The sequence below is a fragment of the Streptomyces tricolor genome (assembly GCF_002155905.1).
GTDB lineage: Bacteria > Actinomycetota > Actinomycetes > Streptomycetales > Streptomycetaceae > Streptomyces > Streptomyces tricolor.
On the sequence record NZ_MUMF01000681.1, the window covers coordinates 1 to 11629 of the forward strand.

Consider the following 11629-nt stretch of genomic DNA (forward strand, 5'->3'; position numbering starts at 1 on the left):
GCGCGGCCGGCCCGGACGGGTCGGCCGGCGGATACCAGCGGAGCACGAACTCCTTGTCCGCCGGGGACGGGGTGCCGGGCGGACGCAGTCCCCCGCGGTACTGCTCCGGCTCCAGCACCAGCCCCGGCCCGAACGGCAGCGTCATGACCGACTGCGGATCCCACACCGAGCCCCCCGCCTCGCAGGCGTCCAGCTGGCGCAGCACGTTCCGGTACGTCGTCTCCCGGCTGAAGAAGTTCGGCGGGCCCGCCAGCTCGGCGTACACGGCCTCGTCGTCCCAGTGCAGCCCGGCGAACGGACTCTGGTGTTCGTGCACCATCCCGAGCGCGTGCCCGATCTGGTGCAGGACGGTCCCGCGCTCCCCCGGCGCGGTCACGTCCCAGCCGAGGTTCATGGTGCGTTCGCCCCGGCCCACCGACAGCGCTTCCCGGCCCACCGCCGACCAGGACCCGGCACCGGCCTGGAACCCGATCCGCAGCTCCGCCTCGCAGCGGTCACCGACCTCGGCGAAGGTGACGCCGATGCCGAGATCCTGCCACTCGCGGAAACAGCCGCGGACAACGTCCCGCTGCTCCTCGCCGCCCGCCCACGGCACCCGGCGCAGTTCCCCCGTGCCGGGGACCGGGATGACCGAGGCGTCGGTGCGGGCGTCCAGGAAGCAGTAGTGCAGCACGGTGCCGTTGACCCACATCCGCCGCCCGGCGAGCAGCGCGCCCAGCCGCTCGGCGGTCAGCCCCGGTGCGAACGTCGGGGCCGGCTGCCGCGGAAGCGAGCAGAGGCGTCGGGTCATGCGGCCAGCGTGCCGCCCGCCCCGGCCGGGCACCTGAGTCGGGGGCTACTCAAGTCACCCTGTATCAAACCTGAGTACGCGCGCTCAGGATGATGTGAGGACTTACGAACAGGACGCGAAGACGCCGGAGCTGCCGTGGCCGTTCACCGGCCGGGCGGACGAACTGGAGCTGGTGCGCGGGGCGCTGACCGCCGGGCGGCCCGGCATCGTGGTGACGGGACCCGCGGGCCGCGGCAAGACCCGGCTGATCACGGAGGCGGTCCGGGGCCTGGACCACGCCCGGGTGACCGGCACGCCCGAGGCCCGGGACCTGCCCCTGGCGGCCTTCGCCCACCTGCTCCCGGACACCGTCTCGCTGCACCGCGCGGTCCGGGCGCTGTCGGGCGTACGGCTCCTCGTCGTGGACGACGCCCAGCTGCTGGACGAGACCTCCGCCGCCCTGGTCCACCAGCTCGCCGTGCAGGGCCGCACCCGCCTGGTGGTGGCCGCGGCGGACGGCCCGCCCGCGCCCGGAGCGGTGTCCCGGCTGTGGACCGGGGAGCTGCTGCCCCGGCTGGCCCTCGACCCGCTGTCCCCCGAGGACACCACCCAGCTGCTCGCCGGTGCCGGTCTGGAACCGCTCACCGTGCGCCGGCTGCACCAGGCGTGCCGGGGCGATCTGCGGCTGCTGCGCGACCTGGTGACCGCGCTCGCCGGTTCCGGCCGGCTGGCCCCCGTCCCGGGCACCGGCGAGCGGGCCTGGCGGGGCGCGCTGCCGGTCACCCCGGCGGTCCGCGAGCGGCTCGCCCCGGCCCTGGAGCGCTCCGGGCCGGGCGAACGCGACGTCCTGGACCGCCTGGCCTTCGCCGAGCCCCTGCCGCTGCCGGCGGACGAGCTGGACCTGGACACCCTCGAACGCCTGGAGGCGGACGGTCTGATCGACGTCGACGAGCAGGGCGCCGTCACCCTCGCCCACCCCCTGCACGGCGCCGCGCTGCGCGCCACGGCCGGCCGGCTGCGGGCCCGGCGGCTGGCCCGCGCGCCCTTCGCGTACGGCCCCGCGCTGGCCGCCGAACAGCGCGTCCTGGTCCGGCGGATCGACCTGCTCGACGTCCGGCCGGTGCCGGCGCCGGTGGGGGAGTGGCTGGTGGCGGAGGGCGGCCCGCTGCCGGCCGGGTACGCCGAGGTCCGCGCCCGGTTCGCGCGCCTGCGCGGCGAGCTGCGGGAGGCGGCGGCGTGGGCCCGGGAGGGGCTGCGGGAGACGCCGTCGGACCCCGGCTGCCGCCGGGAACTGGCGCTGGCCGACGGTCAGGTGGGCGAGGAGACCGACCCGGACGACGTCCGTGCGGCCTACGACGCGGTACGCCTCGGCGAGCCCGAGCGGGCCCTCGGACGGCTGCCGGCCGGCAGCGTGTTCGCGCGGCACGCGGACGCGCTCGCGCGCGGGGACGGGGCCGCGCTGGACCGGGCCGCGGAGGCGCTGGCCGAGCGGGGCTTCCTGCTGTACGCGGCGGAGGCGCACGCGCAGGCCGTCCGGGCGCACCGGGATCCGCGGGCCGCGCGGCGCTCCCGTACCCGGGCGGTGGCGCTGGCCCGGCGCTGCCAGGGTGCGCGCACGCCCGCGCTGGCCGGGCTGGTGCTGGGCGAACTCACCGCGCGGCAGCGGCAGATCGTCACGCTGGCCGCGGCGGGGCTGAGCAACCGGGAGATCGCCGAGAGGCTCACCTTGTCCGTGCGGACCGTGGGCAATCACCTCTACAGCGCGTACACCCGGCTCGGGACGGGGGACCGGGGAGCGTTGCCGTGGCTGGTGGAGGTGCCTGAGCGGGAGACGGCGTAGAGGCCGCCTCCCGTATACGGGCGACCGTATGCCGCGGCCCGGGGTATCGCCGGCCGGGCGGCCGCCGAACTCGGGCTGGTCCGGGTGCGGCGCACGACCGGCGCCGGTCGGCCGCTCCGTACGGCCGGAGCCGACCACCACCGGCCTGGAGATCTGGTTCGACGGGCCGGGAACGCCCGCCGAACCCCCGGCGCGAGGGAAGACGTCGCGCGTCACGATGCTCGCGGTCTACCCGTTCGCACTCGTGTACGACGGTCTGGTCGCCGAGTACGGCCACGGCTGGCCGCCGCCCCTGCGGACGCTGGTGTTCCCGATCGTCCTCGCGCTCCTCCTGACCTACGCGGTCATGCCCGGGCCCAGCAGAGCCCCGCGGCGACGGCTCCACCCGGGAGCGTGATCGGGCGGATCCGGCCGGTCGGCCCGGGCAGGCGCCCCCTCACGCCGCCCCGAACGCCGCGAACGCCCAGCCCGTCGCCTGGTGGACCGCGTCCCCGGGCAGGGCCGCGCGGGCATCCCGCAGGGCCTCGGCCAGGGAGAGGCCCGCGTCCAGGCCCTTGTGCAGGGCCAGCATCAACGGCACCACCGCCGCGTCGTTGACCGGTGCGCTGCTCGCCACCACCCCGGCCGTGCCCAGCGGCAGCAGCGCGGTGACCACGCCGAGGAGTTCGTCGGCGCCGACCGCGGCGAGGCGGGCGGTGTCGCAGCTGGAGAGGATGATCCGGTACGGGCTGCGGGCCAGGCGCTCGAAGTCGTGGACGATCAGCGGGCCGTCGGCCATCCGCAGGGCCGAGAACAGCGGGCTGTCGGCGCGGAACGTGCCGTGCGCCGCGAGGTGGGCGAGGCCCGCCCCGTCGAGTTCCGCCAGCACCCGGGGCACCTGGGCGGCGTCGCCCTCCAGGACCGTCGCCGTGCCGTACCGGTCCGCCAGCTCGGGCACCTCCGCCCCGCCCGTCGCGAGGCCGGGGCCGCGCACCAGCACCGGCCGTCCGTCCGGCGGCGGTGCCGTCTCCCGGGCGCGCAGCCAGCTGCCCGCCGACGGCGACACGCTCAGCACCCGCTCCCGCAGCGCGGGCAGCAGCGCCCACGGCACCCGGTGCAGCGTGCCCGGCGGCACGATCACCACCTGGCCCGAGCCGAGGTGCGGCACCGCCCCGGCCAGCAGCAGCTCCTGCAGCCGCCGGCCCGCGGCCTCCACCAGCGGCAGCCGGGCCTCGGCCCCGGGGTGCGCGAGCCGCCGCAGCCCGGCCTGCACGTGTTCGGCCTCGGCCACCGCCTCCGCCAGCGAACCGCCGGCGAACCGCCGTACCCGGCCCTGCCCGCACAGCAGGACGTGCACCCGGCCGTCGACCACGGCCAGTTCGACCAGCCGCGCGTCACCGAGCCGGTCCAGCAGCCGGCGCACGTCGAACCGGTCGCCCGCGTCGGCGGCGGCCCCGCCCATGTGGCGGGTGCGGGAGCGGATCTCCCGCTCCAGGCGCCGCTTCTCGCGCTCCAGCGCCGGCACCGGCCGGCCCTCCATCCGGGCGGCCTCCGCGCGGGCCGCGATCTCCCGGTAGGCGGTCAGCCCGCTCAGCAGCACCGGGTCGTCGGGCGGCCGGGTCGGCGGCGCCGACAGCACGGTCGCCCGCCACCGCTCGCTCCACTCCAGCAGCCGTCGCGGACTGCCCTGGGCGAGGCTCACCTCCTGCGCCAGCGCGGCCAGTTCGGCGCCCTGCGCGGTCGCGTGGGCGCGCAGCTCCGGGGCGCCCAGCGTCATCCGGTGGTCGTCCAGCACGTCCAGGCCGCGCCGGCACGCCTCCAGCACCCCGCGCCGGGAGCCGGCCGCCCGGGCCCGCAGCGCCTGGGCCGCCCAGCCCGTCATCCGGGCGGGCGGCGGGCCGCCGTGCCGGCTGCGGGCGGCCACCGCCAGATGCCGTTCCGCGTCCGCCGTCCAGCCCAGCGCCAGCGCGATCCGGCCCGCGAGCAGCGAGGCCTGGGGCGCGGCGGGCGAGCCGAAGGACGTCAGCCGCTCGGCGACCGCCGCCGCGTCCGCGACCATCCGCCCCGACCGGCGCCCGGCCGCCACCCGCGCCTCCAGCAGCACCAGCCGGGCGTGCGTCTCCCACCAGGTCCGGCGCTGCGCCGCGAACAGCCGTACGGCGACGGCGGCGCGGGCTATCGCGGTGTGCGCGTCCCCCGCCGACCGGGCCGCCCACGAGGCGGCCAGCAGCAGCTCGGCCTTGCGGGTGGACTGCCCGCCCATCCGGTCCAGCAGCGCGATCGCCGCGTCCGCCTCGGCCAGCGCCTCCGGGGCGAGCCCGGCCGCCATCAGCACCTCGCAGCGCCGGATCGACAGGTTGTACGTAGGGGTGCCCAGCTTGGCGTAGCGCTCCTCGGCCTCGTCCAGCAGCCGCAGCGCCGCCGGGATGTCCCCGGACCGGAACGCGGCCAGGCCCCGGCTCTCCACCGCGTCCGCCTTGTCGTGCTCCTGGCCGGTGGTGTCCCACAGCCGCTCCGCCGCCGTGAAGTCCGCGACGGCCCGGTCCACCGCGCCCACCGCCAGATGCACCGTGGCCCGCAGGGTCAGCGCCCGCGCGGTCCAGATGTCGTCGGCGACCTGCCGCAGGACGGGCAGGGCCCGTCGTACGTCCTCCAGAGCCTCCCGGTGACGCCCCAGCACCCACCACACGTAGGCCCGCCGGTACAGCACCCGGGCCCGGGTGTGCCCGCTACCCCGGGCGACGCCCCGCTCGAAGGACGCGAGCCCCTGCCGCGTGCGCCCCGCGTGCACCAGTGCGACCCCCAGCGTCGCCAGCACATCGGCCTCCCGGTCGGCCGAGTCGGCGCGCGCGGCCAGGTCCCGGGCCCGCCGCAGATGCCGCAGCGCGATCCGCAGATCGCCGAAGTCCCGCTGCCAGATGCCCAGTACCTGGTGCGCCACGCTGGCGTGCAGCGGCGACGGACCGGCTCCCAGGACGTGTTCGGCGCGCGCCCGTGCCTCGCCCGGATCGGCGAACACCAAGGGCAGCAGTTCGAGAACCGACTCGCTTCCCGCTGTCACGTCTCGCATGGTAGTGGCCTGCTGTATCAGACGGTGGCCCCGCGGCTCTCACTGTCGGACACCGTCTCCAGGGGGAGGACACCACATGGCACCACAGCGATTCCACGAGCAGTTCGACCACATCCAGCGCTCCCTGCCGGACGTGCCCCTGACCATGGGGCCGGACGACTCGGCCGGGTTCCTCTACGAGAAGGGCGTCGTCCTGGTCCGGGACGGCGAGGAGGCCGGCTTCGTCGAGGACACCGTGCGCACCCACTTCACCGAGACCCAGGGTCTCGTCCCCGACCATGTGCGTCGGATCGGCCCGCAGGCCGGCCGCACCGGCGTCACCCGGATCCGGGTCGGCGACCCGGCCGAGGGCGAGGACACCGTGCCGCACGCGCTGCGCGCGGTGCGGGAGGCCGAGGACCGCCAGGGCCGCCGGCTCGTCGGCCGCAACCATGTGGTGCACATCGCCCCGGTCAACGCCTGCCCGGGCGACGAGCCGGTGCCCGCGCCGCGCACCGAGCCCGCCAACCCGGCGCCCGCCGAGGGCGGGTACGACCCCGGCACGGCGGTCGGCGTCCTCGTGGTCGACACCGGCCTGGTGCACGACCACCGCTCCTACCCGCTGCTCGCCCACACCACCGGCGACACCCAGCTGACCGAGACCGACGACCACGGCGTGCTCCGCCAGTACGTCGGCCACGGCACGTTCATCGCCGGCCTCCTCGCGGCCGTCGCGCCCAACACCGACATCACCGTGCGCGGCACGCTCAACGACGCCGGGGCGGTGCTGGAGTCCGAGTTCGGCGCCCTGCTCTTCGAGGCCGTCGACCGGGACGGCTGGCCGGACATCATCAGCCTCTCCGCGGGCACGCCCAGCGCGGACCACGACGGCCTGATCGGCCTGGACGCGTTCATGCGGGAACTGCGCGAGCAGCGCACCCTGCTGGTGGCCGCCGCCGGCAACAACGGCTGTGACACGCCGTTCTGGCCCGCCGCCTACGCCGCCCTGCCCGAGTACGCCGACTGCGTGCTGTCGGTGGGTGCCCTGCGCGCGGACGGCGAGTCCGGCGCCTGCTTCACCAACCACGGGCCCTGGGTGCGCGTCCACGCCCCCGGCGAGCGCCTCACCAGCGCCCTCACCGGCTTCGTCACCCCCGTGCCGTACGTCTACCAGCACTCCACCTACGACACCTGCCGCTTCGGCGCCGACTACCCGTGCACCTGCCAGTACCCGCGGCACACCGGTGTGCTGAGCGAGGGCCGGGAGAGCACCGGGGCCAAGCCGGACCAGGTGATGTTCGAAGGACTCGCGCAGTGGAGCGGTACCTCCTTCGCCACCCCGGTGGCCGCGGGACTCGTCGCCGCCCGGATGACGGCGTACCGGGAGCGCGACCCGCGCGCGGCCGGTGCCGCGCTGCTGGCGGACGCCACCGAGCGGGCCGAGGTGCGCGGGGCGCACGTACCGGCGCTCCGCCCGCCCACCTGGCGCCCCGTCCCGGCCGTGATCCCGGCGGTGCCCGCATGAGGGCCGGAACCCTCCGCTCCACGGCGTACGATGACAGGCCGTACACAAGGGGTGGAACCGTGGACCGAGCAGAGGTCGGCGCGTTGGTCCAGTCCGCCGTCGACGGGGACGCCGCGGCCTGGAAGGCGCTGGTGGAAGGGATGAGTCCGCTGGTGTGGTCGGTCGTGCGCGCACACCGGCTGTCGGACGCCGACGGGCACGAGGTCTTCCAGACCACGTGGTTCCGCTTCGCCCAGCATCTGGGCCGCATCCGGGAACCCGACAAGGCCGGTGCCTGGCTGGCCAGTACGGCCCGGCACGAGTGCCTGAAGGTGCTCAAGGGGCTGGCGCGGCTGACCCTGACCGACGATCCGCGGGTGCTGGACCGGGCCAGCGAGGACCGGACCCCGGAGGAGTCGCTGATCGATTCGGAGGAGGCGGCGGACCGCGCCGAGCGGGTCCGCCGCCTTTGGCAGGAGCTGGACGGACTGGGCGAGCGCTGCCGGCAGTTGCTGCGCGTGCTGATGGCCTCGCCGCCGCCCAGCTACGGGGAGATCTCGGCCGCGCTCGGCATCGCGGTCGGCAGCATCGGCCCGCTGCGCCAGCGCTGTCTGCGCCGGCTGCGGGCCCGGATGAACGCACGGGGTGCGGTGTGAGCGGCGACGACGGGATGCCCCGGGAAGACGGCCCGGACGACGGCGGGTTCGCGGACGCCCTGCTGGAGGAGGAGTTGCGCCAGGCCGCCGCCGTGCTGGACCCGGTCCCGGCCGAGCTGCTGCAGGCGGCCCTGGACGCCTTCGCGTTGCACGACCTGGACGCCCGGCTCGCCGAGCTGACCTTCGACTCGCTCGTGGACGCGCTGCCGGTCCGGGGGGTCACGGACGCGCCGCGCATGCTGACCTTCCGCGCGGGCGAGGTGAGCGTCGACGTGGAGGTCACCGAGGAGGGGCTGATCGGGCAGGTGCTGCCGCCGCAGTCGGCGCGGATCGAGGTGCTCGGCGGCCCGCAGACCACCCGCCCGCTCACCGCCGACACTCTCGGCCGCTTCACCAGCGACACCCCGCCGACGGGCCCCTTCGCGCTGCGTCTGCGCACCGGCGGGGAGGTGATCGTCACGGAGTGGCTGCGGGCGTGAGACAGGCGGCGGGAGCCCCCGGCAGGGGTGCGCGGGGTGCTGCGCGGCCGGTTCCGGCTGACTCGCCGCCTTGGCGCAGATCCGCGCCGCCCGATGCTGCGGGGTGACGTGCACGTCGGTTGCACGGTGTCGACCAGAGCCGTCGGCGTCGTGGCGGGTCGGTCCTGGCCGGGGCCGGTCGGTCCGTCGGGTTTCGTCGTGTAGGTGTCGTGCCGGATCTTCACCGGGCGTGGGACTGGCGGTGGGAGCCCTCGGCAGGGGTGCGCGGGGTGCTGCGCGGCCGGTTCCGGCTGACTCGCCGCCTTGGCGCAGATCCGCGCCGCCCGATGCTGCGGGGTGACGTGCACGTCGGTTACACGGTGTCGACCAGAGCCGCCAGCGCTGTGGCGAGTCGGTCCAGGCCGGGGCCGGCCGGCCCGCCGGGTTCGGTCATATAGGTGTCGCGCCGGATCTCCACCATCAGCGCGCTGACGCGGGCGTCCCTGCCGTAGAACTCCAGCGGTACGTACGTCCCGGCGAACGGGCTGTCCAGCCCGGTCTCCCCGCAGCCGGCGAACGCCGCGCGGGCTGCCTCGGTCAGCTCGGGCGGGGTGTGGAAGGCGTCCGTGCCCAGGCACACCGGCGGGCGCGGCCCGGTGCCGTGCAGCTCGTAGGGGAGCGGTGCGGCCGGGTACGAGTGCACGTCGATGACGACGGCCCGCCCGGTCGCGGCCAGCCGCCCCGCCACCGCCTCCGTCATCGCCCGCGCGTACGGCCGGAAGTACCTGGCGAGCAGCGGCTCCGGGTCGGTGTCCGCGGGCCGCAGCTCGCCCCGGTGCGTGGTCCGCGTGTACACGGCGCCCATGCCGACGGCCGTCATCTCCTCCCGCTCGTCCGGGAACCGCTCCGGGTCCACCACCAGCCGCGACAGCCGGTTCACGAACCGCCAGGGCCGGACCCCGGCGAGCGCGGCGGCCCGCTCGGCGATCTCGGCGGTGTGCGCGTCCGTGATGTGGTCCAGCTCCCGCTCCAACTCCGCGTCGCCCAGCAGGATGCCGGCCCGCACGTCCCGGGGGACGGTCCGCGACGAGTGCGGCACATGCAGCAGCACGGGCGAGCCGGCGGCGCCGGGAAGGAGTCGGAACGACGGGACGGTCGGGGTCACGGGCTGCTCCAAGGGCGTGGTCGGCGGCAGGCGAGGCGATCAAGGTGCCACATCGACTGTGGGTCATGCGCCGCGGAGCTGTCCACGGACCGTGTCACGCGCCACGTACCCTCGTCCTGTGCCAGCCTCCCGCCTGCATCGCGTCGCCGTTCTCGTGCTCGAGGGTGCGAAGCCGCTCGATGTCGGCATCCCCGCCCAGGTGTTCACGACCCGCGCGAGCATGCCGTACGAGGTGCGGGTGTGCGGGGCGGCACCCGGTCTCGTGACCGGCGGCGACGGCCTCGCGTACTCCGTCGCCCACGGCCTCGACGCGCTGGCGTGGGCGGACATCGTCTTCGTCCCCGGCTACCGGTTCCCGGACCGCGACGACCCGCCGCGGGCCGTCGTCGATGCACTGATCGCCGCCCACGACCGGGGCGCGCGGCTCGCCGCCATCTCCACGGGGGCCTTCGCGCTCGCCGCCACGGGCCTGCTCGACGGCAGGCGCGCCACCACGCACTGGCACTACACGCGGGCCCTCATGGCCAGGCATCCGCTCGTCCGGGTGGACGAGAACGTGCTGTTCGTGGACGAGGGCAGCGTGCTCACCTCGGCCGGCGCCGCCTCCGGCATCGACCTGTGCCTGCACATCCTGCGCGGCGACCTCGGGGTGGCCGCGTCCAACCACGCGGCCCGGCGTCTGGTCGCCGCCCCCTACCGCAGCGGCGGCCAGGCCCAGTACGTGCCGCGCAGCGTCCCCGAGCCGCTCGGCGAGCGGTTCGCCGCCACCCGCGAGTGGGCGCTGCACCGGCTCGGCGAGCCCCTCACCCTCGACATACTGGCGCGGCAGGCCGGGGTCTCGCCGCGCACGTTCTCCCGGCGCTTCGTGGAGGAGACCGGCTGCACGCCGATGCAGTGGGTGATGCGCGCCCGTATCGACCTGGCCCGCGAACTGCTCGAACGCTCGCAGCGCAGCGTCGAGCAGATCGCCGCCGACGTCGGGCTCGGCACCGGCGCGAACCTGCGCCTGCACTTCCAGCGCATCCTCGGCACCACACCGAGCGAGTACCGGCGCACCTTCACCAAGGGCGAGTGACCCGCCCCGCGCCGCCTGGCGTGATCCTTGTGAACCGTGGCGATCCCGCCACTGTCGGCGGCGCCGGCCCCGGGCGAGCCTGGTGGGGAAGGGAAGGGACCTCACACATGACTCGCATCGCCATCAACGGGTTCGGCCGCATCGGACGCAATGTGCTGCGCGCGCTGCTGGAGCGCGACAGCGCCCTGGAGGTCGTCGCCGTCAACGACCTGACGGAGCCCGCCACGCTCGCCCGGCTGCTCGCCTTCGACAGCACGGCCGGCCGGCTCGGGCGCCCGGTGACCGCCGACGGGGACGCCCTCGTGGTCGACGGCCGGCGGATCAGGGTGTCGGCCGAGCGCGAACCGGCGCAGCTGCCGTGGGCCGAACTCGGCGTCGACCTCGTCCTGGAAGCCACCGGCCGCTTCACCTCGGCGAAGGCCGCCCGCGCCCACCTCGACGCGGGCGCGCGGAAGGTACTCGTCAGCGCGCCGTCGGACGGCGCCGACGTCACGCTCGCGTTCGGGGTCAACACCGACGCCTACGATCCGGCCGTGCACACGATCGTCTCGAACGCCTCCTGCACCACCAACGCGCTCGCGCCGCTGGCCAAGGTGCTCGACGAACTCGCCGGTATCGAGCACGGGTTCATGACGACCGTGCACGCCTACACGCAGGAGCAGAACCTGCAGGACGGTCCGCACCGCGACGCCCGTCGCGCCCGGGCCGCCGGCATCAACATCGTGCCGACCACGACCGGCGCCGCCAAGGCGATCGGCCTGGTGCTGCCGAACCTCGACGGCAAGCTGTCGGGCGACTCGATCCGTGTGCCGGTGCCGGTGGGCTCGATCGTCGAACTCAACACGACCGTCGCCCGCGACGTGACGCGCGACGACGTGCTGGCGGCGTACCGCGCCGCGGCACAGGGCCCGCTCGCCGGCATCCTCGAATACTCGGAGGACCCGCTCGTCTCCTCCGACATCACCGGCAATCCCGCCTCGTCCGTCTTCGACTCGGCCCTCACCCGCGTCGACGGCCGCCACGTCAAGGTGGTCGCCTGGTACGACAACGAGTGGGGCTTCTCCAACCGGGTGATCGACACGCTCGAACTCCTCGCCGGCCGCTGAGCGTCGCGGCGGCGTGCGCCTCGGCGGC

10 protein-coding genes are annotated in these 11629 nt (G+C 75.8%); 7 read left to right on the plus strand and 3 right to left on the minus strand.

The genetic code is table 11. The features are described from left to right. Positions 1–790 (minus strand): M12 family metallopeptidase (locus CCN44_RS37190; RefSeq protein WP_107502150.1); only part of this gene is annotated, 790 nt, incomplete at its 3' end. 94 nt (positions 791–884) lie between these two features. Here CCN44_RS37190 and CCN44_RS37195 point away from each other — a divergent pair. Together CCN44_RS37195 and CCN44_RS37200 are read left to right on the plus strand one after the other, a co-directional pair. After that, complete coding sequence (locus tag CCN44_RS37195) at positions 885–2609, plus strand: LuxR family transcriptional regulator AbsR2 (protein WP_086703150.1); 1725 nt, start codon at positions 885–887, stop codon at positions 2607–2609. Positions 2610–2637: 28 nt separating this feature from the next. After that, entirely contained in the window at positions 2638–3006 is a 369-nt protein-coding gene (locus CCN44_RS37200) for a hypothetical protein (RefSeq protein ID WP_086703156.1), read from the plus strand. 39 nt (positions 3007–3045) lie between these two features. Here the strand turns inward: CCN44_RS37200 and CCN44_RS37205 are convergent, their stop codons facing one another. After that, positions 3046–5658, minus strand: coding sequence for a CHAT domain-containing protein (locus CCN44_RS37205; protein WP_086703160.1), 2613 nt, complete (start codon positions 5656–5658; stop codon positions 3046–3048). A gap of 76 nt (positions 5659–5734) precedes the next feature. Between CCN44_RS37205 and CCN44_RS37210 the strand changes: the two genes are divergently transcribed. The 3 genes from CCN44_RS37210 to CCN44_RS37220 are packed head-to-tail and all read left to right on the plus strand — an operon-like array spanning position 5735 to position 8276. Continuing rightward, on the plus strand, positions 5735–7162 hold the full coding sequence (locus CCN44_RS37210) for a S8/S53 family peptidase (protein ID WP_086703163.1): 1428 nt from the start codon (positions 5735–5737) through the stop codon (positions 7160–7162). Continuing rightward, complete coding sequence (locus CCN44_RS37215; RefSeq protein WP_189396975.1) at positions 7159–7797, plus strand: RNA polymerase sigma factor; 639 nt, start codon at positions 7159–7161, stop codon at positions 7795–7797. Before CCN44_RS37210 ends, CCN44_RS37215 begins: the two co-directional genes overlap by 4 nt. Positions 7798–7811: 14 nt before the next feature. Then, positions 7812–8276, plus strand: a complete 465-nt coding sequence (locus tag CCN44_RS37220; RefSeq protein ID WP_202430403.1) for a hypothetical protein — start codon at positions 7812–7814, stop codon at positions 8274–8276. Positions 8277–8628: 352 nt separating this feature from the next. Here the strand turns inward: CCN44_RS37220 and CCN44_RS37225 are convergent, their stop codons facing one another. After that, positions 8629–9420, minus strand: a complete 792-nt coding sequence (locus CCN44_RS37225; protein WP_086703173.1) for an N-formylglutamate amidohydrolase — start codon at positions 9418–9420, stop codon at positions 8629–8631. A 118-nt stretch (positions 9421–9538) separates the two neighbouring features. Between CCN44_RS37225 and CCN44_RS37230 the strand changes: the two genes are divergently transcribed. Next, on the plus strand, positions 9539–10495 hold the full coding sequence (locus tag CCN44_RS37230) for a GlxA family transcriptional regulator (RefSeq protein ID WP_086703176.1): 957 nt from the start codon (positions 9539–9541) through the stop codon (positions 10493–10495). A 107-nt stretch (positions 10496–10602) separates the two neighbouring features. After that, positions 10603–11601: a type I glyceraldehyde-3-phosphate dehydrogenase gene (gene gap, locus CCN44_RS37235; RefSeq protein WP_059246545.1), complete on the plus strand. Its 999-nt coding sequence runs from the start codon at positions 10603–10605 to the stop codon at positions 11599–11601. Positions 11602–11629 lie beyond the last annotated feature (28 nt).

What these genes read in the sequence shown, in the direction of transcription:
- CCN44_RS37210 (WP_086703163.1), top strand. Translation starts at nt 5,735, where the DNA reads ATGGCACCACAGCGATTCCACGAGCAGTTCGACCACATCCAGCGCTCC.
- CCN44_RS37205 (WP_086703160.1), bottom strand. Translation starts at nt 5,658, where the DNA reads ATGCGAGACGTGACAGCGGGAAGCGAGTCGGTTCTCGAACTGCTGCCC.
- gap (WP_059246545.1), top strand. Translation starts at nt 10,603, where the DNA reads ATGACTCGCATCGCCATCAACGGGTTCGGCCGCATCGGACGCAATGTG.
- CCN44_RS37200 (WP_086703156.1), top strand. Translation starts at nt 2,638, where the DNA reads ATGCCGCGGCCCGGGGTATCGCCGGCCGGGCGGCCGCCGAACTCGGGC.
- CCN44_RS37215 (WP_189396975.1), top strand. Translation starts at nt 7,159, where the DNA reads ATGAGGGCCGGAACCCTCCGCTCCACGGCGTACGATGACAGGCCGTAC.
- CCN44_RS37220 (WP_202430403.1), top strand. Translation starts at nt 7,812, where the DNA reads ATGCCCCGGGAAGACGGCCCGGACGACGGCGGGTTCGCGGACGCCCTG.